This is a genomic window from Streptomyces sp. NPDC048696, assembly GCF_043198895.1.
Lineage (GTDB): Bacteria > Actinomycetota > Actinomycetes > Streptomycetales > Streptomycetaceae > Streptomyces.
Map to the genome: position 1 here is coordinate 270,067 of NZ_JBICVJ010000008.1, position 21,940 is coordinate 292,006.

Here is a 21,940-nt window from a genome sequence, read left to right on the forward strand (position 1 = left end):
TCGTCAGCGGTTGGCCGTCAGCCGTGCGTGCCGCCGCGTACGCGCGGCCAGGAAGTCCATGTCGACCTCGTACGGCACCGGCTGGAGCGGGACGGCGATGAGGCCGTCCTTCGCCCGGGTCTCGGGGGTGACGATGTCCCGGTCGAAGTATTTGTCGGAGCCCGAGTTGTCGCCGGGGAGGGTGAAGCCGGGCAGCGCGGAGAGCGCGATGTTGGCGGCCCGGCTGATGCCGAAGTCGTGCATGCCGCCGCACCACACCGGCACGCCTGCGGCCAGGCAGGCGTCATGGGCCCGTTTGGCCTCCAACAGGCCGCCCAGCCGGGCCGGTTTGATGTTGACGACTCGGCAGCTGCCCAGTTCGAGGGCGCGTCGGGTCCGCTTCGCGGAGTTCAGGCTCTCGTCGAGGCAGAGCGGCGTGCGCAGGCTTCGCTGAAGCTCCGCGTGCTCGGTCAAGTCGTCCCAGGCCAGCGGCTGTTCGATCATCATCAGGTCGAAGGCGTCGAACTGCTGGAGATGGGGGATGTCCCGCAGGGTGTAGGCGCAGTTCGCGTCGACCATGAGCGGCAGGGCGGGGAAGCGGTCGCGTACCGCTGCCAGCACGGACGTGTCCGCTCCGGGGCCGATTTTGAGTTTCACCCGGCGGTAGCCCTGGTCCACATGGCGTTGGACCGTCTCGCACAGCCTCCCCAGGTCGCGGTCCATGCCCAGACTGACCCCGGATGCGACGCTGTCGCGGGCGGCGCCGCCGAGGAGTTCGGGCAGGGAGCGCCCGGTGGCCGCGGCGAGCAGGTTCCAGGCGGCCATCTCGATACCGCTGCGGGCGAAGTTGTTGGCCTTCACACGGGAGTAGTGGCCGATGAACTCCTCGACGCTGTCCCACGAGCGGCCCAGCACGGCGGGCGCGAGGAAGTCGTGCAGCACGGACCACACCGTGTCGGTCGTCTCGCCCGAGTAGTACGGGTCCACGGGCGTCGGCGCCTCCCCCCAGCCCACCAACCCCTCGGCGACGGCTCGTACCACCACGTGCCGCAAGGTGCCGGCGCCGTGGGTGCTGGCCTGGAACGTATGGTTGAGGCGCAGCTCGACGACGTACAGGTCGATGTGTTCGATGCGCATACGGAGACTTCCTCCCGTGGGAACGGTGAGCTGTCGAAGGGGAACTCACGGTCTGAGCGAGGTGCCTCCGTCCACCGTCACCGTGGTGACGGTGAGGTGCGCCGCTTGGTCGGAGGCGAGGAAGGCCACGATGGACGCGATCTCCTCCGGCTGGGCGAAACGTCCGCGCGGGATGCCGACGCGGTAGCTGTCCGGCTCCCCGTGCAGCAGTGCCTCGCGGCGTCCGGAGAGATGCCAGTTGGCGCGGGACATCGCCGTTTCGGTGGTGCCCGGTGCCACGACGAGGCAGCGCACGCCGAGTCCGGCGAGTTCGAGGCCGAGGCAGTTGGTGAGGTAGTGGGCGGCCGCCTTGGAGGCGCCGTACAGTCCCTGACCGGTCTTGACGATGGCGGCGCTGTTGGATCCGACGGTGATGATCCGGCCGTCGCGGCGCTCGGCCATCCGCCGCCCCACCGCACGCATGCAGGTGAACGGGCCGTGGGCGTTGACGGCGAAGACCCGCTGCCACTCCGCGTCCTCGCACTCGGTGAGCGCGGCGACCCGGCCCAGCACTCCGGCCGCGTTGACCAGGATCCCGATCGGGCCCACCGAACGCTCGACGGTGTCCACGACCCGTTCCACGTCGGCGGGATCGGTGACATCCATCCGCAGCCCGTGCGCGGTCGAGCCCGCCTCGCGCAGGGAGTCCGCCAGTGCGGCGGCACGTCCCTCGTCGATGTCGGCCGCCACCACGGTCGCTCCTGCGGCGGCCAGGCAGGAGGCGACGGCGGAGCCGATACCACCGGCCGCTCCGGTGACGAGGGCGGTGCGGCCCTCGATACCCGTCAGCTTCATGGAACGTGCTCCCCCTTCGGCCCGAAGAAGGCGTCCAATGTCGCTCTCTCGGCCTCGATACGCTCCAAGTCGCCGCAGAACACCTGGAGTTGGCGCTTGAGGAAGGCGGCGGTGGCCGGATCGGCGCGCGCGGTGTGCGCCGCGACCTCGACGGCGGCCTTGAGCGCCCCACCCCGTGGCACCAGACGTTGCAGCAACCCGATGCGAAGGGCTTCCTCGGCCCGTGTCCAACGGGACGTCAGCACCAGGTCCTTGGCCGCCGCCGGGCCCACGACGCCGATCAGCCTGGCCGCGCCGATGGGGATCCCCATCTCGGCGCCGGGGAAGCGGAAGGAGCTGCCCTGGGCGCCGACGCGCAGGTCACAGGCCGCTGCCAGCTCCGCCGCGACGGCGACGCACCGCCCCTCGACGGCCGCGACGACCGCCTTGGGCGCGTCGGTGACCGCCATGTGGAGCCGGCTGAACACCCGCATCCGCCGCGCCCGCCCCGCCGCGCCCAGTTCCTCGTCACGGTCCGCGCCCACCCCGAAGTCCTGCCCGGTGGTGGCGATCACCAGGGCGCGTACGCCGGTGTCGGCGGCCGCGTCCGCCACGGCGTCGGCCAGCAGCTCGGCCATCGCGGTGGTGAGCGCGTTCCGGGCGGCGGGGCGGTCGAGCAGAAGGGTCCGTACGCCCGCCGCCATACCGTCGACGACCTGGATCACGGCGTCACCCCGACTCTTCGAGGGCGGTGGCGACGGCAGCGTGCACCCGCTCGTGAACCGTCACGTTCGTCTCGCGGTCGGTGCGGACATGGATCACCGACACACCTTGCTTGCCCACCAGTTCGGCCAGCGCCGCGTCGAACCCGCGCCGGTCGTCGGCAGTGCGCACCACGGCTCCGTACGCGGCCGCGATGGCCGGAATGTCGGCGGACTGCGGGGTGCCGAACAGCGCCTCGAAGGTGGCGGCGGGCAGCTCACGAGCCGGCGGCAGAAGCGAGAAGATGCCGCCGCCGTTGTTGTCGACCACGACGAACGTACAGCTCAGCCCGGCCGCACCCGCGCCGAGCAGCGCACCCGCGTCATGCAGGAACGTCAGATCTCCCACGAGAGCGACCACCGGATCGGGGGAGGCGGCGGCCACGCCGAGGGCCGTGGAGACGACGCCGTCGATGCCGTTGACGCCACGGTTGGACAGGACCGACGGCGGCCGGTGGCGCGGTGCGCCGAACCACTCCAGATGACGGATCGGCATGGACGACCCGACGACCAGGCTGGTGTGCGGAAGCAGGGCCGACCACAGGTGCCGCGCCACCGCCGGTTCGGTCAACTCGGCGTAACCGTCGAGCAGTTCGTCCATGGCTGCCTGTGCGGCGGACTCGGCAGCCGCCCAGGCGTCGCACCACGCGGAGGGAACGGTATGGGGCACCGCCCGGGCGACGGCGTGACACAGCTCGGTCGGATCGGCGCACACCACGGTGTCGGCCCTGCGCTGGGGATCCCGCCACCGCCAGTCCGGGTCGACCACCAGGTGCTCGATGCCCGGCTGGGCGAGCCATTCGGTCAGGGTGCGCGACGCCCAGCGCTCGCCCAGGTGGAGCACGGTCCTCGGGTGCAGCCGGTCCCGCATCGCCGGTACGCGCAGGATCGCGTCGGCCGCCGCCACGGTGGTCCGACGGGGTGTACGGGCGGCCGAACGCGGGTCGGCGAGCACCGGCCAGCCGAGCGCGGCCGCGAGCGCGTGGACCGCTTCCGGGTCGCCCGCGCCGCCACCGGCGACGATGATTCCGCGCGTTCCGGCCCGCGCCGCCAGTTCGCGGACGGCCTCCGGCGCCGGGGCACGCACGCCGCGCACCACGCGGTGCCACGGCCCGTCGGCACGTGCCGACGGCAGCGGTCCCGGCTCGGCGACGAGGGGATCGCGGAAGGCGAGATTGAGATGTACGGGGCCCGGGCCCGAGGAGCCGTACGCGGCCTCGGCGATCGCCCGGGCGGCCAGCGACCGCCAGAACACCCCCTGACCGGGCTCGGGCACCCCGAGGTCGGCCGCCCACCGCACGGCGGACCCGAACAGGCCCGCCTGCCGCATGGTCTGCGGCGCCGCCACCTCCTGAAGCTCCGGCGGCCGGTCCGCCGTGCACACCAGCATCGCCACGCCCGCGAGGTCGGCCTCGGCGACAGCCGGGTGCAGTTCGGCGGCCGCCGTGCCGCTGGTCGTGAGGATCAGCGGCACCCGCCCGCTGCGGCGCGCGACGCCTAGGGCGAAGAACCCGGCCGAGCGCTCGTCGACACGTATGTGCAGGCGGAGCCGGTCGTCGGCGGCGAGGGCCAGCGCCAGCGGCGTCGACCGCGAGCCGGGGCAGACGACGGCGTCGGTCACCCCGGCCCGCGCCCACTCGTCGACGAGCGTGGCCACGAAGGTGGCCTGGACACCTCCCGCGTCGGACGCCGTGGCAGCGCCCGCCCGGGACCGCGGACGAGGATCGGGATGCGTCATGGCTGGGTCCAATCCTTCACGGCGCCCAGCCGCACCAGCGCGGCGCCGAGCTGCCCCATCAGGCCGTTGCCGACCCCGGAGAGCATGCGGTAGCCGCCGCGCTGCAACTCCTCGCCGCCCTTGTTCGACGGCGAGGAGCCCGACAGCCAGCCGTCCTCGGTGAGATACGTCTCGGCCAGCGCCTCCCACGCCCGCAGCGCCGCCGCCCCTTCCCGGAAGGTGTCGAAGCGGCCCTGCTCGGTCCCGAGGGCCAGCGCGGCCGCGATCCCCGCCGAGCCGCAGGTCTCGGCGCCGGTCTCCGGCTCGCCGAGATAGCAGTCCCAGATGCCTTCGGTGTTGCGCCGGGACAGCGCGAGGGCCGCGACCCGGCGGGCGTCGTCCCACAGCCCGGCGGTGTCCGCCTCGTCGCCGAGCTCCGTCAGCGTGCGCACCAGACCCAGCAGATACCAGGAGTACGCACGGGCCCAGTTGCGGTACACGCGCGTGCCGTCCGGGAGCAGCCGGAGATGGAGATCCGTCCCCGTGCACAACCGCTCACGACGCGAGCGCAGTTGACGCAGTGCCGCCTCGCGCAGTGCCTCGTCGGTCCGGTGCGCGATCGCCGCCATCGGGTAGGCCACGGTGTACGAGCCCTCGGCGGTCGTCGGCACGTCCTTGACGCAGCCCGTGTCGTCGGTCCGCACCCGCCAGGACTCGATGGCCCGCGACAGCGCCGGATCCAGCGGATTGAGCTTGGCCAGCACGGCGTACGGAAGGGTCGCCTCGATCCCGTAGACGCGGTCGTCGGCCGGTCGGCCGCGCGGATCCTCGTACCGCAGTGTGCCGTTGGGGAAGTAGAGCGCGAGGTGTTCCGAGAGCGCGGTGCGCGCGCGGCCGTCCCTGGGGAACGTCACGGCCAGGTCGTACAGCGCGTCGAGCACACAGCCCTCCATCCAGCCGAATGGCTGCACGCTGCCGATCCCGGTGAGCGTGCGGTGCAGGGCGCCGGGAGGATCCAGCGTCGCGGTGCGGTCGAGCAGGAGCACGGGACGGCGCTCCGGAGGTGCCTGCGATCCCGCGAAGATCCAGAGCGTCGGGGGCGGATCGGCAGCCGGATCCGCGGAGTCCGACGGTTCCTCGGCCAGGCGGAGCAGAACGCCTTCTTCCAGGGCGAGTTGGGCCGCCTTGGGCGTCAGCGGTGCGTCATAGGGCTGGTGGCAGTCGGGGTAGCGGATGTCATACGTGGTGAGCAGGCGCCCGGTCCTCGCCGAGCGCGCCTCCACGCGTACGGCCGCGCGCAGATCGCAGGCGACGAACAACCGAAGACGTCCCGCCGCCGGAGCGGCTGCCCGGGGCCATTCGAGCAGGGTGGGCGCACCCTCAGAGTGCGCCGTGACGGGGGCGACGGACCAGTCCAGCGGGGTGCGTTTGTCGGCCGGGAACGGGACGGACGGTGCGTGCACATCGGGGTGCACGACGGTGGTCGATGCCATGTGGGCCGGTCCTCCGGTCAGGGCGCGATGAGAGCGGGCAGCAGGGCGCCGAGTTTCGCGCGGGTCTCCGCCAGCTCCTCGTCGGGATCCGAATCGGCCACAATTCCGCTGCCCGCGAAGACGGTCGCGTTCATTCCGTTGAGTTCGGCGCAGCGAATCGTCACACACAGACAACCGTTGTCCTGTGCGTCCACCCAGCCGAGAGCGCCACCGTAAAGGCCGCGGTCCCAGTCCTCGACCCGGTCGATCACCGCGTACGCGGCCTCGCGCGGCCAGCCGCAGACGGCGGGTGTCGGATGGAGGGAGTTCGCCAATTCCAGGAAAGGCGGGTGATCCGCTTTCAGTTCCACGGTCAGCCGGGTCATGAGGTGCTGCACATTGGTGAGTTTGAGGATCTCCGGTTCCTCACTCACCCGCACACTCACCGCGTACGGTGCGAGTGTGTCGAGCACCATGTCGCGCAGAATGCGGTGCTCCCGCTGGTTCTTGGCGGACTGGGTGAGCCATCGCGCGAGCTCGCGGTCGGCACTCTCGTCACCGCCCCGGCGGGCGGTCCCGGCCAGGGCCTTCGACTCCAGGTGCCGTCCCCGCTTGGCGAGCAGCAGCTCGGGGCTGGCTCCGACCAGGCCGAACGCGGAGAAGAGATAGGCGCCGGGGAAGGACTGCGCCAGTCGGCCGAGGACCTGCGGGGGCTGGATGACCGCGTCACTCGTCACCTGGACGCGCCGGGCGAGCACCGCTTTGTGCAGCTCGCCCCGTCGCACCGCGCCGGCCACGTCCGCGACGCTCCCGCACCATTCGTCGGGCTCCTCGATCGGCCGTAACGCATAGGAACGCGGCGCCCCTTCGACCTGTGGTGGAGGCCCCAGAGAAGCGAGCAGAGCGCGGTGGTCGCAGCCTCGGTCCAGCCGCAGCGTGCGTTCGGGAACCGCGATCCGGACGGGCTCGCCGCGTCGGAACGGAAAGGCGACGAAACCGATTCCGTCACCGTCCCGCAGGAGTTCGGAAATACCGTCTCCCGGCCGGACGGAATGCTCGGCAATGGGCTCGACGCCGAGCAGGGAGAGGTCCGGTGCGGAGAACAAGATGCGCTGTCCGTCGGTGAATCGGATCGCTGCCCGGGCAGCGTCGGATAAGCTCGACACAACAACCCCCGTAGGTGAGCCGAACGTGCGATGTGGCCGTTCTCGCCGGTCAGTGAGATCCATCAGCCACAGCGAACACCCGCCAACGAGCGTGACTGCGGCGCATCGAAGGCGTCAAGGGTGATATCGCGCCACATCCTGTGCCGACAGTGGAGTGGTGGGGCCCCTGAAGTGCCTGCTCACATGGCGTTTCGGCTGGTGGTCGGGGGCGTGTGCGGCGCGATTCCACTAGAAAATCGTTCTAGAAAACTGTTCCACAACGGCCCTACCGCGGGTCTACACCTACTGGGGATGAGCGCGTCGGCCCTACGGGGTCCGAACTGCCCGGCCGCATCATCTGCGGCCGGGCAGTTCCACGCCGTGAACGAGGTGAACCGGCGGAACCGGTGTCGACTCAGCCGTCGATGCGGTGCTGGGTCCAGAACGAGGTCAGGTCCGTGGTCGTGGCGGCCTGGGCGGCCGCCTTGAACTCGGCCGTGGTCGAGACGCCGTACCAGTGCGAACTGGCGTAGTCCTTGAGGAGTTTGGCCATGACGCTGTCGCCGAGGACGCGCCGCAGGTCGTGCAGGGCGCACTTGCCGTAGCCGTAGACGACGGTGGAGTAGCGGGAGGAGTTGGCGTCCCAGTAGGCCATCGAGTTGGTGATCTTCTCGGCCGACGACGCCCACGAGACGCTGTTCCAGCAGTTGGTACCGGTCTTGTTGAGCGCCAGGTCGGTGGCGTAGTCGGTGAACGCCTCGTCCAGCCAGGGGCTGTTGTACTCGTCGTCGCCGACGATGCCGTACCACCACTGGTGGCCGATCTCATGGGTGAGCGCGGTGGTGCTGACCAGGTCGAGGACGAATCCGGGGTATTCCATGCCGCCGAACCAGTAGTTGTTGTCGATCACCGCGTCCAACTCGCCGTACGGGTAGGCCCCGAACCTGGCCGCGTGGGCGTCGACGGCGGTCTTGGCGGTGCTGAGCATCGACTGGGCGTCGGAGGAGCTGATGCCCGAGACGGAGTAGACGTTGACCGCGACCCCGGCGGCCGACGTGCCGGAGATCTTGTTGAACGGGCCCGCCGCCCAGGCGAAGTCACGGACCTTGGAGGCGGTGGCGGTGGTGACCGTGCGTCCGCTGGAGCCGGGGGTGTCGGTCGAGGTGCCGGTGGCCGGTATCAGCAGGCTGTCCGGGTGGTCGAGGGTCACGTTGAAGTCCGCGGCCAGCGAGTAGAACGACTCACCGTTGTTGGTGTACGGGTCCAGGTGCCAGCCGGCCCCGTCCTTGACCGCCAGCACGGGCAGGGCGTTGCCGACGAAGCTGAAGGCCCCGTCGTGGCCGAAGCGGTCGGCGCCGTCGGGCACGGTGATGCCCAGGTCGAAGCCGATCGTCGCGGACTGCCCCTGTGCCAGCGGCGACGGCAGGGCGATCTGGAGCGCCGTGCAGCCGACCGAGAGGGAGCCCGCGGTGCCACCGGTGAGGTTGCTGACCGCGATCGGCATGGCGGAGCAGGTGCCGTGGTAGTTGTCCCACAGCCGCAGATACACCTCGCTGAGCGCGGTGGACGAGGCGTTGGTGAAGGTCGCGCTCTCGTGCCCGGTCCAGACGGTGCCGTCGGTGTTGCTGCTCAGACTGACGGTGTACGCGGGTGCGGCCGGTGTACGGGTGGAGTCCCCGGGCGGGGTGGTGTCACCGGAGGTGTTGAGCGCGATGTCGTCGAGGACGAAACTCGTCTGAAGGCTGTAGTCCTCGGTCCCGGTGAAGGACAGGTTCACGGTCTGGCCCGCGAACGCCGACACGTCGATCGACTTCTGGACGTAGCCGGTGTTCTTGTCGAGGTTCGAGTACGTCGCCAGCGTGGTGCTGCCGATCTTCGCCGTCAGCTTGTCGTACGCGGTGGACGACGTCGTCTCGTCGGTGTCGATGTGCAGCCAGAAGGTGAGTGTGGCGGTGCTGCATCCCGAGGGGATCGTCACACTCTGGGAGAGCGTGTCCGTATGGGTACCGCCGGTGCCGTCCAACCAGGCGAAGCTGGTGCCGCCGTGGGCGCTCTCACCGGCGCGGCTGGTGATCACGCTGCTGGACGACTGGCTCCAGGGCGAAGTACCGCTTTCGAAGCCGCCGTTGGCGACTACCTGGGCCGGTGTGCAGGCGGCGGCTTTCGGGGCGGCGTGCGGCGCGGCGGCCGCCGGGGCGGCGGGGAGGAAGGTGGCGGCCAACGCGGCGACGGCAGCGAGCGCGCTCGTGGCGAAGGCCTTGTGGGGGGTCGGTCTCACACGTAACTCCTTTACGGCGGCCGGGATTCCGGCCTGCTCGGTGGCCGCCCGGTCGGCTGGGTGAGCCGACGGGTGGCCGGGGGCTGTCCGGCGCGTCGCTCGCGCGATGGCCGGGGTGAGATTTCTGCCGGGTCCCCCTGGGTCGGGGAACAACGGGGAACAACGGGGAACAGCTGCGGGAAGCCTGGCAGAATTGACCGGAACATGCCATCACTGTCAGGTAAAAGTGAACGCGCTTCGGACACGTGGTCCCGGCTTCGCCGAGCGTGAACCGGTGCGGACCGCGAGCCTCCCGGGGGCCGTCGGCCGCCCTTCCGTGCCGGTTCGTCGTCCTCGAATGAGGCTTGGTTGAAAAGGTGATTCCGGAATCAATGGATAGCTGTTGCGGATGCGCAGGAGATCGCGACCTGGAGACGGGTTGCCCTGGCGCTGGCCGCGGTCGGCGCCCTGTTCTTCGCCGGGCCGACGGCGGGCACCGCGTCCGCCGCCGCACCGGCGCATGACCGAGTGGGTGTGGCGACCGCGAAGGACGCGGTGCGGGCGGCGCCCGACCCGAAGCTCGACCGCATCGCGGCGGCGACGTACATCCACATCGTCAACAACGGCTCGGGCCAGTGCCTGGCCGTGCCCGGCGGCAGCAAGGCCCAGGGAACAGGGCTGATCCAGTGGCCGTGCGGTACGTGGAACGATCACTTCTGGCGGTTCGACGACACCGGCGGCGGCACGTACCACGTCGTCAATTACAACAGCGGCGAGTGCCTGGCCGTTGAAGGCGGCAGCCACAACAACGGCGCGAAGGCAATTCAGTGGCCGTGCGGAACTTGGGCGGATCACTACTGGCGGTGAAATCCGGACCGGCGGTGAAATCCGGCCGCCTCGCCATCTGAGTGGTGGAGGAGCCGCACAAAAAGCCCCGGTCACGGAAACTTTGTGACCGGGGCCCCGGGTCAGCTATCGCGCAATGCGCCGACCGTCGCTAGTTCCGGTACCGGAACACGATCCGGCCGCGCGTCAGGTCGTACGGCGGGAGCTCCACCAGTACGCGGTCCTCCAGCATGATCTTGATGTAGTTCTTGCGGATCTTCCCGCTGATGTGCGCGAGCACCTGGTGGCCGTTCTTGAGCTCCACGGTGAACATGGCGCTGCGCAGGCACTCGACGACCTTGCCCTCGACTTCGATGACGTTCTTGTTCTTCGTCATCGCACCAGCTCCAGGTTGCTGCTCATCGGCCGGGCGCCGATGCCCTCGAACAGCGCTGAGGCCGCGTGGTTGGACTCCTGGACTTCGGTCCAGGCCGTGGCGAACCCGGAGTGGTGCAGTGTCCCCAGCGCGTGGGCCAGCAGCGCCCGCGCGATGCCGTGGCGCTGCTCGCCGGCCCGGACCGCGATCAGCCCGATGCGCGGCCGCCGGTTCACCGTCACCACCCGGATCAGACCCAGATAGCGGTCCGGCGCCGAGGCCACCGCGTACTTCGACGGGTCGACGATGGTGTCGCCTTCGGGACGGGCAATGACCTCCGCGGGCATCGACTGCCACCCGACGCTTGCCTCGACTTCGTCACGGATCGCGCGGTCCACGGCCCGCAGCAGACTCTCGTCCGCCTGACCGGCGGGCACGATCGTCACGCCTGACGGCGGCAGGACCGCTTCGAGCCCGGTGACCCGCGGGTCGGTGGGGACGGCGTACTCCCACTCGCGGCGGCGGACCGTGAAACCGGCCCGCCGCCAGCCGGCCGTCAGCTCGACGTCGGCTTCGTCGACCACCGTGTACAGCGGCGCCGGCAGTTCCGCCAGCATCGCCTCGGCGAGCCGGTCGAAGGCGGCGTCGTGCCAGGCGTCGATGCTGACGAACAGGCGTCCGTCGGGCCGGTGCTGCGCATGCCCGCGGCCGACCACCAGGTCGTCATCGAGTGCGTGCCATTGCCTGTCCGCGACGCGCGTGATCATCACCGCGTTCTCGCCCAGGCCGGATGTGCAAGGTTCTGTGTTCATCGGAGTCTCCTTCAGGAGTGCCTAGATCTCAGGCGCTCCTGGCGACACCGAACGTCAGCCGCCGGACCGTGACGGATTGAGGGAGCACCCACGGGTAACTGTGTTCACGGGGCTCACCTCCATACGACGATTTCACGATCCACCACGAAGGTAGCAGCGGGGCGCCGCCTCGCTCAAACCATTAACAGACCCCCGGGCTGTTGCAGTCGAACCGTACCGAGTGGGCGGACGGGGTGAAGTCCGGGGTGTTCCACGGGGTTCCCCGGTCACCGTGGGCGACTCCCTGGGCTGACGCCGTCGACGCCCCTGTCGTGACGGCGAGCAGGGCGGCGGCGGGCAGGATGAGCAGGGTGCTGATCCGATGGGCCATGAGTCCTCCGGGTCCGAGGTGGTGCGGCGCAACCGTTCAGACCGGTGCGGCGTAAGCCGAGACCAGCCAGATGGGGCGACAATTCGGTGCCCAAAGGGCGAATTCACTCCTACGGTGCGTGCGTTCGCTCCGGAATCCTGCGGGGCGAAGCCACCCTGGTGGGGGATGAGCACGGGATTCACCGGGTGACCGGGGACAATCGTCGCCATGACCGAGCATATGGACGACCCCGAGAGCCGCCTGGCGAGGATCGAGCGGCTGCTGGAGGACGGCGAGCGCGGTGTGGCACCCGCATGGCGCCGGGCGACACGTGGTGAACCGCGCTGGGCGGTGACCGCCGTCATCCTGGTGACGATCGCCCTCCAGCTGATACTGCCGCACCGGCTCACCCTCCAGCCCTTCTGGACGCTGCCGGTCCTCGAAGCGGTGCTGCTGGCCGGTCTGATCGCCGCGAACCCCCGGCGGGTCGAGCCGCGGACCCGGTGGCTGCGCTGGCTCGGCCTGGCCCTGATCTGCGTGATCAGCCTGGCCAACGGCTGGTCCGCGGTCCGGCTGGTGAAGGGCCTGGTGAACGGCACCGAGGGAACGGACGCGGTGCCGCTGCTTCTGACCGGCGGCAGCATCTGGCTGACGAACGTCATCGTGTTCGCGCTGTGGTACTGGGAGTGGGACCGCGGCGGACCGATGGCGCGGGCCCAGGGGCACCAGCAGTTCCCCGACTTCCTCTTCGTGCAGATGCAGAGCCCGGAGGTCGCGGCGCCGGACTGGGAGCCGGCCTTCCTCGACTACCTCTACCTCTCGTTCACCAACTCCACCGCCTTCAGCCCGACCGACGTGATGCCGCTGTCGCGCTGGGCCAAGATGCTGATGATGCTGCAGTCCTCGGTCTCGCTGGTGACCGTGCTCCTGGTGGTCGCCCGGGCGGTCAACATCCTGAAGTGACCGTGCGGGCGGGGGACAGGGTGTCCTGCGCGGCCGCGTGATCCGCTCCGATCACGCCATCCCGCCGTCGCCACCCCCTGGTCAGGGGCGTGTTCCCGGCCCGCCAGGGCGCCGTCAAGATCTGCCCGCCGCTGCGCCCCCGCCTCACCCCTTTCCACCTTGACGAACCCTTAACAAACCATCCCCATCCGGAACATTTCTCGGCCAACTCCCGATTGCCATCTACAGAGTTCGCTCGCCCCTACGCGAATATTCACTGTGCGTTTGTTCAACGTTCGGATCCCATCGTGTAGCGCACGGAGAGCGGAGCCATGGATTCTCTTCCCCACCTCGTCGCCCATCTGGGGCTCGACCTCACCGCCATCTGCCTGCTGACCTTCGCGGTCTACTTCCCGCGACACCGGCGACGAGATCTCGTACCGGCGTATCTCTCCCTGAACGCCGCCCTGTTCACGGTGGTCGCGGCCCTCGCCGAAGTCGGCGGCCGGGGCGGCGCGGCGCTCGGATTCGGGCTCTTCGGAGTGCTGTCGATCATCAGGCTCCGCTCCGACGCCGTTCAGCACCAGGAAGTGGCCTACTACTTCACGACCCTCGTACTGGGTCTCGTCTGCGGGCTGCCCCACCTCGCGTTCGGCTACGCCGCCGCGCTCAGCGGTGTCCTGCTCCTCGTCGTCTACCTCGCGGACCACCCCCGGCTGCTGCCCCGTGCCCGCCGCGCGCTCATCACGCTCGACACCGTGCACACCGACCCCGCCGAGCTCCGCGCCGACCTGGCGCGACGTCTGGGCGAGCCGTACCAGTGGACGGTCGCCGAGATCGACTTCGTACGTGATCTGATGGTCATCGACGTCCGCTATCGCGAGCCCGAACCCGGCGCATCGGCACGGCAGTTGACGCCCGCCGACGTCGTACGCCGGACGGTGCCCGCCGCCGGGGGGACCGCGTGACGACCACGGACCTCGCCACCGCGCCCGCGGCCTTACGGGCGATCACCTCGGCGGCGCACGACGCCGATCCCATCTCGCTCGCCGAGGTCAACGAACGGTCCTCGCTGCTCGCGCGCTTCGACCGCAGTTATCTCGTCCCCGCCGACGTCTTCCTTCGGGTGATCGCCCGACTCACCCGGGCGGAAGGCCGCGATCGGCCCTTTCGGGCGCTGGACATCGACGGCCGCCGCGCCTTCCGGTACCACTCGGTCTACTACGACACCCCCGGGCTGCGGTCCTTCCACGACCACCGGCAGGGTCGCCGCCTGCGTTTCAAGATCCGTGAACGGGTCTACGAGGACACCGGTGAGCGGCAGTTCGAGATAAAGCTCAAGGGGTGCCGTGGCGACACGGTCAAACACCGCCGCCCGCTCACCGGCGCCGACACCCCGCTCGACGCCGCTCCGCTGGCCTTCCTGGCCGACACCCTGGACCGGGCGTACGCGATCGCCGCGCCCACCGCCCTCGCCCCCTCGCTGAGCACCGACTACCTGCGCGCCACCTTCGTGGCCGACGGGGAACGCATCACCTGCGACGCGGCCCTGACCTGCGTCGATCTGCGGAATGACCGGGCTGTGCAGTGCGGGAGCGATCTCGTACTGGTCGAGACGAAGTCGGCGGACCACCTGACCGAGGCGGACCGGCTGCTCCACGCGCATGCCCTGCGCCCCGCCGTCTTCACCAAGTACTGCGGCGCCCTCGCCGCCCTCCACCCCGACCTGCCCGCCAACCGCTGGCGCCGGGCGGCACGGCAGGCGTTCGGGGGCGGGGGAGTGGGCGCGGTACGCGCTTGAGTCGGACGGGGGGTGGCACGGGCCGAATTGCCCGGGCCGTTCCCGCCGGCCTCAGCCTCGGCCACGACGCAGGCGCCCGGCCGTTCAGGCGGTCCGGGCGTCGCCGCCGAGCAGGTTCTGCGGCAGGGCGCGGAAGCTCCAGGCGCCGCCCTTGCGGGTGAACTCCCAGACCAGATCGAACCGGTCCGGCCATACCTTGGGCACGTTGGCGACCCCACTGGCGCCGAGTGCGTCCACGATGTGCGGGATACGGGAGTGCTCCCAGCAGATCAGCACCGGCGCCTTCGCCGCCAGTGCGGCGGCGGCCAGCTGCTTCTCCTCGTGCTCGGCGATGCTCGTGTCGACCCGGATGCGCAGCGCCTCGGCGAGCGGCGTCACCGTCTGCCGCATCCGGTGCGCGCCCGCGTGGGGGCCCCGGTCGGCGGCGGCGAAGATCGTCGCGGGGCGGGGGAGCAGGGGAGCGGGGCGGCCGGGGGTCGGGATGAACAACCCCGGCAGGGCGTGCGCCCGCTGCCAGCCGCGCTTCGTCAGCGACTTCTTGTCCTCCTTGCCCGATTCATCGAACCCGGCGTCGCCACCGGCCGGCTTCTCGCCATGGCGGATGATCAGGACGGTGGTGTCGTCGACGCGGCCGGTGCCGGTGGTGGCGGGGTCCGAGGCGGAAGGCTTCGGATCCTTCGTCCCGCTGCTGCATCCCGCCGCCACCACGGGCGCCGCGAGGGCGAGACCGACCAGCACCGCCCGACGGTTGGGGCCGCCGTTGTCCGTATCGTGCACTTGTGCGCGCCTCTGCCTCGGTTCGGTGTGCGTAGCTGCGTACGCAACGATGTCAACCACGTTGATGGCGGATCGGGCGGCGGGGTTCCCACGGAGTGGTGTGAACGAGCGGCAGCAGTTCCAGCTCACTGCGTGCGCCGGGCATTCGGGGTGTTTCGGCTGTTGCGCGTGGAGGGTCGGCTTACCGACTTCCTACTGATCCTGAGCCAGTATGAGTGGTCGGATTGTTCGGTCAGCTCCAGAGCGAGAAGGGCGATTCCCCGTGGCGGACAGCGGTCGAACCGGAACGTCGAGGACAGAGGGCGCGGGAGCGCGGTGAGCACCGCCCCGGTTCACTCGGTTCAGGAGAGTGCGAGGGCGGACGGCGAGGTTCGGCGACGGTTGTGGCGACAGCCCACGGCCCGAGTGCGTCTGATCCTCCTCTATGGCGGTATGTTCCTGCTCTGCGGGATCCTGCTGCTGTCGGTCGTCTATTTCCTGGCCGCCCGGGCCCTGCACGACGGCAGCGGCGATCTTCCGTTCCGGGTGCTTCCCGGCAGCCAGATCTCGGTCAGTGGCAGTTGTCCGGGACTCGATGCCCAAGTCTCGCCCGCCTCCGATACCAATTCCGTACTCGACGCGTGCCTGGCGCAAGAGCGCCGAGACGCCCTGGGTGACCTGCTTCACCGGTCGCTGCTCGCGCTCGCGGGACTGACGGTGATCGCGTTCGGGTTCGGGTATGCGATGGCGCGCCGCGTCCTGTCGCCGCTGGGCCGCATCACCCGCGCCGCCCGCCGGGGGGCGGGGGCGAATAGTCGCGGGTGAGGGCAGGGAGGTGCGTGTTACGGTCGCGCCATGGACAAGGACCAGATCGACGCGATAACCGCCGAGTTCTACGGCGCCTTTGACAACCGGGACGGGAAGCCCGCCGACGTGGCCCGCATCCGTCGGCTGATGCTTCCGACCGGCGTGATCGTCAATACGGGCCCCAAGTTCACGGCGTACACGGTGGAGGAGTTCATCGCGCCTCGCGAGCAGTTGCTCTCCGACGGTCGGCTGGTCGAGTTCAGCGAGTGGGAGACTTCCGAGCGGACCGACATCGCGGGTGACATCGCCTCGCGGTTCGGCACGTACCGCAAGTCCGGGACTCTGGAAGGCGAGCCGTACGACGGCGGCGGGTCCAAGACCCTCCAGTTCGTACGCACCCCGGAGGGCTGGCGTATCGCGGCGTTCTCCTGGTACGACGACCAGTCCTGACGACAGAGGTGTTCCGCAGGCGAATGAACGCCCCCGTCATACTCAACGCTCCCGCGACGCCGACCGCTCCGGCGCTCGTCCTTCGGCCCTGGTCCACGCAGGACGTTGCCGCGGTGGTCGAGGCCTTCCAGGATCCCGGCGTGCGCCGTGGGGCGAGCGCTCGGATCGACGACGAGGCCGACGGTCTGCGATGGCTGCGGATGCAGGAGCGGGGATGGGAAGCGGGCGACCGGTTCGGCTTCGCCGTCCTCGACGTGCCCCGTGACGACACACCGCGGCGCATCGTGGGCAACGTGGTGCTCAGGGAAGTGGCATCCGGCAAGCCCTCCGCCGAGGTCGGCTACTGGACGTTGCCATGGGCTCGCGGACAGGGCGTGGCTCCTCGGGCCCTGGAGGCTCTCACCACCTGGTCGCTCGACACCTTCCGGGCCGACGGCCTGGAAAGGATCGAACTCCTCCATCAGTTGGACAACCCGGCATCCTGCCGCGTCGCGGAGAAGTGCGGCTACGAGTTCGACAGGATCCTGCCGTCCGCGCCGCCCTCGTACCCGCTCGATGGGCACTTGCACGTGCTGCGCGTCACGGCCGGGTGACCGAGCTGCCGCCGAAGATCCTGCCCAGCACCGACTGGACCGGCTCGCCGTCGAGCAGCTTCCGTAACTCGTCGACTCCCTCCCGGCGCTGGAGCGGTGTGAGCGAGATGTAGTGCTCGATACGTTCGTTGAACGTCCGCCGGAACAGCGCGTAGAGCTGGTCGTCCGCCCGGACCCGGGCGGCGATTTCCACCAGGGCCGCGGTCCCGGCGAAGTCGTCCTCCGGGCACCGGGTGCTGCGGCAGGACATCCCCGAACCGCGCCGCGCCCCGGCCGAACTCCGTGTCGTCGAGCTCGCGCATGGTGTAGACGTGGGCGGCGTGCTGTTCGTGGATGGCCATGGGCAGTTGATCGAGGGCCAGCGACTCATGGAGCGCGGTGAGCCCAGGGGCGAGCAGATAGTGGGGCGCGCTCGCCGCCACCTGCAACAGCTCGCGCTGCTGGAGGAATCGACAGGCGGCCTGCCGTCCGGCGACCGTAACGGTCCGCTGCCGCTCTCCGCCGAACGGCCCTCCGCAGACCAGAACGGAGCGGAACCGGGGCCAGTCCCGCAGGAGATCCGGGATCCAGCGCAGCAACAGCCGTACATAGGCGTTGTTGACGTCGAAGTCCAGGAGGAAGTTCTTGAACCCACCGACATTGATCAGCATGTCGTGTACGGGTTCGGCGCCGCGAGCGGTGCTCCGCAGCCCCTCGGTGTCGATGATCGAGCCTGTCAGATGGACGACGGGACCGCCGCCGAGAGCGATGAACTCGGCCGCGCGCCGGGCGACCCCCGGAAAGTTCTGCACGACGCTGTGCGTGGCGAGCAGGTGTGCCGCGACGATGCGTTCGTGCGGCGAGAGCCCGGCGAGGTGGTCGTCGGCGGCCGCGTACGACGTACGGGGCATGGTTGCGCACAGCTCGCGGATCCTGGTCGGCGGCAGCGTCAACTGCCAGAAGCCGAACAGGCTGTCCACCATGACCACCGGCCGCCGTGCCACCACCGCCCGGAGGACCAGGTCGGCGTCCATGACGGAGACGGCCTGATCGCTGCCGTGCAGTAGTTCGTCGATCGCCGCGGATCCGGACTTCTCCCGTACGCCGTCGGTCTCGCGGATGTCGTCGAACGCGTCCGGGTTGCGCCTGGCGAAGGCGGCCGCGACGCCGTCACCGACGAACACCCGCTCGTGGTCGTGCAACAGGCGGGAGACCGCCACCAGTTCGGCCGCCGGGCCGAATCCGCAGTTCTGGGCCCCCATCACGATCCGCATGCCGACGCCCCCTATGGGTGGTGTGGTGGGAACCCGTTGGCCTGGGAGAACAGCTCGGCGAGTTGACGGGCGAACTCGACCGGGTGTTTCGCGTAGCCGATGTGCCCGCCGGGGAACAGGGCGAGTTCCCGGCCGAGCCGCTGCGCGAGTACGGCTGCGGGGCGGTGGACCAGATACGTACGCGATGCGCGGCCGCCCGCCACGACGACGCGGTCCGCGATGGACGCGAGTGCCGCGAGGTCGGGTACGAAGTGGGAGAAGGGCCGGATCACATGGGCCAGGAAGAAGACCGTGTTGTCGTGCGCCTCGGGCAACTCCGGCGCGGGAACACCGCCGAAGAACGCCTCGAACCTGCGCAGCGCCGGGGCCGCCCCTTCCCGGCGGAACGTCTCGTGCACGTCGTCGATGTCCCTGAGTGTCGCGGCGGCGTCCGGAAGCAGCCCGAACGACGGAGGCTCATGGACGACGACCAGCCGCACACGCTCCTGCCGACGGATGGCGAGTTCGAGCGCCACCACCCCGCCCGAGCAGCTTCCGAAGACACGGGCCGGTTCGTCCGGCCCGGCCAGATGGTCGAGCAGACGGCACGCGTCCTCGGCGTGCTCCTCGACCCGTTGATCCGCCGGCGGGCCGTCGAGCGGACTGCGGGAATTGCCCCGTGGGTCGTACGTGACGACCCGGTACTCCACCGCCAGGACGGCGGCCATCCGCTCGAACACGGCCGCGTCGGAATCACCACTGGCGATGAGCAACAGCAACGGCCCCTCGCCGCGCACCTCGTAGTGGATACCCGCGCCCGGGACCGTGAGCATGCCGCTCTTCGATGGTTCCATCACACTCCATGGGACGAAGCCGACGTGGCACCGTACGCCATGGTCAGGTTACGGACGGTGAAGGGCGCGCGGAAGGGCGTATCGGCGCGCGGCGAAGCGCTGCCTCTGCTGGTGCGTGACGCGCTGGTCGGGGTTGTTCGCCCGGTCAGCGCGTCCGGCGCGGACGGCGTTCGAGGACCGGGTCGCGGACGGTCAGTACCGCCGTCGTGGTGAGCAGCCCGATGCCCGTGAGCTGGAAGCCCGCCGCCCACCACCACATCAGGTCGCCCTTGCTCCCGATGATGGGCCCGACGACGCCGCCGGGTGAGTAGACGACCGTGAGGTGTGCCCCGCGAGGAGCGGGGCAGGCGCCGGTCCTGGGCAGTCGCTCATTGTTGCCGTCGGGGAGATCGACCCAGCACTGCTTGTACTTCGTGCCGTGCGCGCCGGTCTCCGTGGAGGCGTACGCGACCGCGGCCGTGCCCTGCTCACCGGTGAGGGCCAGGAACGCGTCCGGCGCGTGCACCGCGCCGACGACCAACAGCGCACCGCCGACCCAGTACGTCGCCCTGGCCCAGCGGGGTACGGCCCTGCTGCCGAAGACGACCCGCCGCAGGATCCACGCGTACAGCGTGATGAGCACGATGAAGCCGAACACGACGCCCAGGCCGAAGTCGAGCATCGCCGGTACGAGCGTGCTGACCACGGCCACGACGATGATCACGGCCCACGCCACGGCCATCGCGCGCGGCCCGAGCCCGGGTCTCGCCGCCACCGCCCGCTTCTTCCCGCCACCCATCGCCCCGCCCCCTCGTCATGTGACCGGAAGTCTCGCACGCGTCACCGTGGCCGGATCCAACCGCTGCCCCTCGCGTTGACCGACACGTACGGGCGGTCGTGCACCTCGTGCTGCCCGAGGGAACGAGGAAGGTAGGGTTCCGAGGGCAGTTGGCGTGATTCCGCCATCGCGGGCGCAGATTGGCGGTGGGTGGGGGCTCCCAGCGACAGGTGTAAGGACCATACTGGTCATGCCCCGATCACCCAGAGAACGATTCCATGGCCAAGAAGACGACTTCCTCGACCACCGTCCCCGACACCGTGTGGCTGGGGCGCGGGCGCCACTTCGGGCCCGAGCCCGAGCAGGACGTGCGGCGCAACCTGATCGCCCTCCAGGCGGCCGGGGTGCTCGACGACTTCCTGGACCTCGACCCCGTCGAGGCGGCCCGTTCCACCGTCCTGCACCCGCGCGACGAGTCCGCCGACCCCGGCCCCTTTGCCCGCCGCGTCTTCGAGGCCCGCTGGCGCGTGGCCGACGACGTCACGGTGCGCGCGCAGCTGACCACGTACGACCCGGAAAGCCGCCGCAAGGAAGGTGAGGGCGTCACCTGGGTCCTCGCCGCCGAGGCCGAGCGGCCCTGGGACGTGCAGTGGCCCTCGCCCGCCACCATGCTCTGGCCCGACAGCGACCGGATCGCCTGGGACCACGACACGGTCCCGGGCCTGCGGCTGCGGACGACGAACCACCTGCCGAAGGACGACGACGAGCTGCGCCACCGGCTGCGCGACTGCACCCGGCAGAGCTGGTGCATCCACGTCGTGGTGCACGAGGCGATGACACCGAACGTGAAGGGGCAGCAGCCGATCTCGGCGTTCCTGCCGCCCAGCCTGCGCCACCGGGTCGTCGAGCACCGGGGCACGCCGGAGCAGGCGCAGATCGCCGACTTCGCGATGAAGCGGGAGCTGAGCGTACGGATGCCGCGCGGCGGCGCCGTCGTCCTGCCCACGGTGCCGCAGGGCCCGGATTACGACGCCGAGCGTTTCACGGTGCGCAGTGTCTTCCTCGACGGCTCGCAGCCGACCGAACTCGTCGACGCCATCGTGGAGTTCGCCGCGCTGCCGCAGGTGCTGTCGGCCGACGCCGAACGGGCGCTGACCCGGCTGCGCCAGGGCTGGCACCTGCTCACCCCGGACGAGGAGCTGGTCCACGCCCAGTCCATGGTCACCAGGTACGCCGAGGCGCTCGACGCCATGACGAACTCCCGTGACCTCTACCGCGAGGCCGCCGAGGCGGCGCAGGCCGCACTCGCCGAGGCGACCGGCGGAGACGGCGTGCCCCGGCCGCGCACGCCGGGCTCGGCCAAGCCGGACGGCTCACCGCTGGGCGCCCTGACGAAGGCGTTCGGCCGGTTCCGGGACCCGAACAAGTAAGTCGCGTCGCGGTGCCGTGGTGCCCCGGCTACCGGGCGAGGCGTTCCGCCAGCAGGAAAGCGCCGATCAGGATCATCATGGCGCCGGAGGCGCGGGTGACCGCCCGGGCCGCCGAAGGGCGGGTCTTCAGGACGGTGCGGGCCAGGACGCCGACGCCGAGGTAGACGACGGCGCAGGTGGCCATGTGGAGCGTGCCGAGCAGGCCGGTCTGCGCGGCGACCGGCCAGTGGGACGCGGGGTCGATGAACTGCGGGAAGAGGGAGAAGAACAGCAGCACCGCCTTGGGGTTCAGGCCGCTGGTCCCGGCCCCCTTGAGCATGATCCGCAGGCGGGAGGAGCTCATCGTCTCCTCGGACGCGGTCAGGGCGGCCGGCTGCCGCAGTACGCCCCACCCGAGCCACACCAGATAGCCCGCCCCGGCGACGGTCAGTGCGGTGAGCAGGGTCGGCGAGCTCGCCACCAGCACCACCAGGCCCGCGACGGCGAGCAGCGTGTACCCCGCGTATCCGGCTATCAGCCCGGCGACCGCCGGCACGACCGAGCGGTCCCGCAGACCCGCCGCGATGGCATAGGCCCAGTCCGCGCCCGGGGTGAACACCAGCAGGATGTCCACTGCCAGGAAGGCCGCCAGCGTGGTCGTGTTCATGATCGATCTTCCTCACGTGCTTCGTTTCG

23 protein-coding genes are annotated in these 21,940 nt (G+C 70.4%); 8 read left to right on the plus strand and 15 right to left on the minus strand.

Translation table 11 applies throughout. The features are described from left to right. Nucleotides 1-3: 3 nt before the first annotated feature. The 7 genes from menC to ACGFRG_RS19285 all read right to left on the minus strand — a co-directional run bounded on the left by menC (nucleotide 4) and on the right by ACGFRG_RS19285 (nucleotide 9,302). Nucleotides 4-1,116, minus strand: coding sequence for an o-succinylbenzoate synthase (gene menC / locus ACGFRG_RS19255; RefSeq protein WP_361425847.1), 1,113 nt, complete (start codon nucleotides 1,114-1,116; stop codon nucleotides 4-6). A gap of 45 nt (nucleotides 1,117-1,161) precedes the next feature. After that, nucleotides 1,162-1,950 carry an SDR family NAD(P)-dependent oxidoreductase gene (locus ACGFRG_RS19260; protein ID WP_393265343.1) on the minus strand — a complete coding sequence of 263 codons (789 nt, stop codon included), beginning with the start codon at nucleotides 1,948-1,950 and terminating at the stop codon, nucleotides 1,162-1,164. Further along, nucleotides 1,947-2,654 (minus strand): enoyl-CoA hydratase/isomerase family protein, encoded by a 708-nt coding sequence (locus ACGFRG_RS19265; RefSeq protein WP_393265346.1) that lies wholly within the window; start codon nucleotides 2,652-2,654, stop codon nucleotides 1,947-1,949. Before ACGFRG_RS19265 ends, ACGFRG_RS19260 begins: the two co-directional genes overlap by 4 nt. A 4-nt stretch (nucleotides 2,655-2,658) precedes the next feature. Next, nucleotides 2,659-4,428 (minus strand): 2-succinyl-5-enolpyruvyl-6-hydroxy-3-cyclohexene-1-carboxylic-acid synthase, encoded by a 1,770-nt coding sequence (gene menD / locus ACGFRG_RS19270; RefSeq protein WP_393265349.1) that lies wholly within the window; start codon nucleotides 4,426-4,428, stop codon nucleotides 2,659-2,661. After that, entirely contained in the window at nucleotides 4,425-5,900 is a 1,476-nt protein-coding gene (locus ACGFRG_RS19275) for a glycoside hydrolase family 88 protein (RefSeq protein ID WP_393265352.1), read from the minus strand. The genes menD and ACGFRG_RS19275 overlap by 4 nt, the downstream gene beginning before the upstream one ends. A 17-nt stretch (nucleotides 5,901-5,917) precedes the next feature. Then, on the minus strand, nucleotides 5,918-7,108 hold the full coding sequence (locus tag ACGFRG_RS19280) for an isochorismate synthase MenF (protein ID WP_393265355.1): 1,191 nt from the start codon (nucleotides 7,106-7,108) through the stop codon (nucleotides 5,918-5,920). A gap of 331 nt (nucleotides 7,109-7,439) precedes the next feature. Beyond that, nucleotides 7,440-9,302 (minus strand): M1 family aminopeptidase, encoded by a 1,863-nt coding sequence (locus tag ACGFRG_RS19285; RefSeq protein ID WP_393265358.1) that lies wholly within the window; start codon nucleotides 9,300-9,302, stop codon nucleotides 7,440-7,442. 513 nt (nucleotides 9,303-9,815) lie between these two features. Here ACGFRG_RS19285 and ACGFRG_RS19290 point away from each other — a divergent pair. Beyond that, a complete protein-coding gene (locus tag ACGFRG_RS19290) occupies nucleotides 9,816-10,148 on the plus strand; it encodes an RICIN domain-containing protein (RefSeq protein ID WP_393265361.1) in 333 nt (110 codons plus the stop codon). A 130-nt stretch (nucleotides 10,149-10,278) separates the two neighbouring features. On the opposite strand, the gene infA is transcribed toward ACGFRG_RS19290, so the two are convergent. From infA to ACGFRG_RS19305, 3 genes are all read right to left on the minus strand, one after another. Beyond that, nucleotides 10,279-10,503: a translation initiation factor IF-1 gene (infA, locus tag ACGFRG_RS19295; protein ID WP_361425823.1), complete on the minus strand. Its 225-nt coding sequence runs from the start codon at nucleotides 10,501-10,503 to the stop codon at nucleotides 10,279-10,281. Then, a complete protein-coding gene (locus ACGFRG_RS19300; protein ID WP_393265365.1) occupies nucleotides 10,500-11,294 on the minus strand; it encodes a GNAT family N-acetyltransferase in 795 nt (264 codons plus the stop codon). The genes infA and ACGFRG_RS19300 overlap by 4 nt, the downstream gene beginning before the upstream one ends. 181 nt (nucleotides 11,295-11,475) lie before the next feature. After that, nucleotides 11,476-11,664: a hypothetical protein gene (locus ACGFRG_RS19305; protein WP_393265368.1), complete on the minus strand. Its 189-nt coding sequence runs from the start codon at nucleotides 11,662-11,664 to the stop codon at nucleotides 11,476-11,478. Between the two features lie 207 nt (nucleotides 11,665-11,871). On the opposite strand from ACGFRG_RS19305, the gene ACGFRG_RS19310 reads away from it, so the two are divergent. The 3 genes from ACGFRG_RS19310 to ACGFRG_RS19320 all read left to right on the plus strand — a co-directional run bounded on the left by ACGFRG_RS19310 (nucleotide 11,872) and on the right by ACGFRG_RS19320 (nucleotide 14,386). Further along, nucleotides 11,872-12,606 carry a hypothetical protein gene (locus ACGFRG_RS19310; RefSeq protein WP_361425817.1) on the plus strand — a complete coding sequence of 245 codons (735 nt, stop codon included), beginning with the start codon at nucleotides 11,872-11,874 and terminating at the stop codon, nucleotides 12,604-12,606. Nucleotides 12,607-12,917: 311 nt separating this feature from the next. Then, complete coding sequence (locus tag ACGFRG_RS19315) at nucleotides 12,918-13,553, plus strand: DUF4956 domain-containing protein (protein WP_393265371.1); 636 nt, start codon at nucleotides 12,918-12,920, stop codon at nucleotides 13,551-13,553. After that, nucleotides 13,550-14,386 carry a polyphosphate polymerase domain-containing protein gene (locus ACGFRG_RS19320; RefSeq protein WP_361425811.1) on the plus strand — a complete coding sequence of 279 codons (837 nt, stop codon included), beginning with the start codon at nucleotides 13,550-13,552 and terminating at the stop codon, nucleotides 14,384-14,386. Before ACGFRG_RS19315 ends, ACGFRG_RS19320 begins: the two co-directional genes overlap by 4 nt. 84 nt (nucleotides 14,387-14,470) lie before the next feature. Here ACGFRG_RS19320 and ACGFRG_RS19325 read toward each other — a convergent pair whose 3' ends face one another. Then, entirely contained in the window at nucleotides 14,471-15,163 is a 693-nt protein-coding gene (locus ACGFRG_RS19325; RefSeq protein ID WP_393265374.1) for a hypothetical protein, read from the minus strand. A 405-nt stretch (nucleotides 15,164-15,568) separates the two neighbouring features. Between ACGFRG_RS19325 and ACGFRG_RS19330 the strand changes: the two genes are divergently transcribed. From ACGFRG_RS19330 to ACGFRG_RS19340, 3 genes are read left to right on the plus strand one after another with little or no spacing between them, the layout of a single operon-like run. Next, entirely contained in the window at nucleotides 15,569-15,967 is a 399-nt protein-coding gene (locus ACGFRG_RS19330; RefSeq protein WP_393265377.1) for a hypothetical protein, read from the plus strand. Between the two features lie 30 nt (nucleotides 15,968-15,997). Continuing rightward, nucleotides 15,998-16,399: a nuclear transport factor 2 family protein gene (locus ACGFRG_RS19335; protein ID WP_361425802.1), complete on the plus strand. Its 402-nt coding sequence runs from the start codon at nucleotides 15,998-16,000 to the stop codon at nucleotides 16,397-16,399. A gap of 23 nt (nucleotides 16,400-16,422) precedes the next feature. Next, the gene (locus ACGFRG_RS19340) at nucleotides 16,423-16,992 is read left to right on the plus strand and encodes a GNAT family N-acetyltransferase (RefSeq protein WP_393265380.1); all 570 of its coding nucleotides are present in this window, start codon (nucleotides 16,423-16,425) and stop codon (nucleotides 16,990-16,992) included. Here ACGFRG_RS19340 and ACGFRG_RS19345 read toward each other — a convergent pair. The 3 genes from ACGFRG_RS19345 to ACGFRG_RS19355 form a co-directional block, all read right to left on the minus strand. Beyond that, nucleotides 16,905-18,245: a hypothetical protein gene (locus tag ACGFRG_RS19345; protein ID WP_393265383.1), complete on the minus strand. Its 1,341-nt coding sequence runs from the start codon at nucleotides 18,243-18,245 to the stop codon at nucleotides 16,905-16,907. The two genes, ACGFRG_RS19340 and ACGFRG_RS19345, sit on opposite strands and share 88 nt — an antisense overlap. Before the next feature lie 11 nt (nucleotides 18,246-18,256). Further along, nucleotides 18,257-19,078 carry an alpha/beta fold hydrolase gene (locus ACGFRG_RS19350; protein ID WP_393265386.1) on the minus strand — a complete coding sequence of 274 codons (822 nt, stop codon included), beginning with the start codon at nucleotides 19,076-19,078 and terminating at the stop codon, nucleotides 18,257-18,259. A 145-nt stretch (nucleotides 19,079-19,223) separates the two neighbouring features. Then, entirely contained in the window at nucleotides 19,224-19,832 is a 609-nt protein-coding gene (locus tag ACGFRG_RS19355) for a hypothetical protein (RefSeq protein WP_393265389.1), read from the minus strand. 281 nt (nucleotides 19,833-20,113) lie between these two features. Here ACGFRG_RS19355 and ACGFRG_RS19360 point away from each other — a divergent pair, with 281 nt between their 5' ends. After that, the gene (locus ACGFRG_RS19360; protein ID WP_393265392.1) at nucleotides 20,114-21,265 is read left to right on the plus strand and encodes a hypothetical protein; all 1,152 of its coding nucleotides are present in this window, start codon (nucleotides 20,114-20,116) and stop codon (nucleotides 21,263-21,265) included. A gap of 28 nt (nucleotides 21,266-21,293) precedes the next feature. On the opposite strand, the gene ACGFRG_RS19365 is transcribed toward ACGFRG_RS19360, so the two are convergent. After that, nucleotides 21,294-21,911 (minus strand): LysE family translocator, encoded by a 618-nt coding sequence (locus ACGFRG_RS19365; RefSeq protein WP_393265395.1) that lies wholly within the window; start codon nucleotides 21,909-21,911, stop codon nucleotides 21,294-21,296. Nucleotides 21,912-21,940 lie beyond the last annotated feature (29 nt).

What these genes read in the sequence shown, in the direction of transcription:
- menC (WP_361425847.1), bottom strand. Translation starts at nt 1,116, where the DNA reads ATGCGCATCGAACACATCGACCTGTACGTCGTCGAGCTGCGCCTCAAC.
- ACGFRG_RS19260 (WP_393265343.1), bottom strand. Translation starts at nt 1,950, where the DNA reads ATGAAGCTGACGGGTATCGAGGGCCGCACCGCCCTCGTCACCGGAGCG.
- menD (WP_393265349.1), bottom strand. Translation starts at nt 4,428, where the DNA reads ATGACGCATCCCGATCCTCGTCCGCGGTCCCGGGCGGGCGCTGCCACG.
- ACGFRG_RS19275 (WP_393265352.1), bottom strand. Translation starts at nt 5,900, where the DNA reads ATGGCATCGACCACCGTCGTGCACCCCGATGTGCACGCACCGTCCGTC.
- ACGFRG_RS19280 (WP_393265355.1), bottom strand. Translation starts at nt 7,108, where the DNA reads ATGGATCTCACTGACCGGCGAGAACGGCCACATCGCACGTTCGGCTCA.
- infA (WP_361425823.1), bottom strand. Translation starts at nt 10,503, where the DNA reads ATGACGAAGAACAAGAACGTCATCGAAGTCGAGGGCAAGGTCGTCGAG.
- ACGFRG_RS19300 (WP_393265365.1), bottom strand. Translation starts at nt 11,294, where the DNA reads ATGAACACAGAACCTTGCACATCCGGCCTGGGCGAGAACGCGGTGATG.
- ACGFRG_RS19305 (WP_393265368.1), bottom strand. Translation starts at nt 11,664, where the DNA reads ATGGCCCATCGGATCAGCACCCTGCTCATCCTGCCCGCCGCCGCCCTG.
- ACGFRG_RS19310 (WP_361425817.1), top strand. Translation starts at nt 11,872, where the DNA reads ATGACCGAGCATATGGACGACCCCGAGAGCCGCCTGGCGAGGATCGAG.
- ACGFRG_RS19315 (WP_393265371.1), top strand. Translation starts at nt 12,918, where the DNA reads ATGGATTCTCTTCCCCACCTCGTCGCCCATCTGGGGCTCGACCTCACC.
- ACGFRG_RS19335 (WP_361425802.1), top strand. Translation starts at nt 15,998, where the DNA reads ATGGACAAGGACCAGATCGACGCGATAACCGCCGAGTTCTACGGCGCC.
- ACGFRG_RS19340 (WP_393265380.1), top strand. Translation starts at nt 16,423, where the DNA reads ATGAACGCCCCCGTCATACTCAACGCTCCCGCGACGCCGACCGCTCCG.
- ACGFRG_RS19345 (WP_393265383.1), bottom strand. Translation starts at nt 18,245, where the DNA reads ATGCGGATCGTGATGGGGGCCCAGAACTGCGGATTCGGCCCGGCGGCC.
- ACGFRG_RS19350 (WP_393265386.1), bottom strand. Translation starts at nt 19,078, where the DNA reads ATGGAACCATCGAAGAGCGGCATGCTCACGGTCCCGGGCGCGGGTATC.
- ACGFRG_RS19360 (WP_393265392.1), top strand. Translation starts at nt 20,114, where the DNA reads ATGGCCAAGAAGACGACTTCCTCGACCACCGTCCCCGACACCGTGTGG.
- ACGFRG_RS19365 (WP_393265395.1), bottom strand. Translation starts at nt 21,911, where the DNA reads ATGAACACGACCACGCTGGCGGCCTTCCTGGCAGTGGACATCCTGCTG.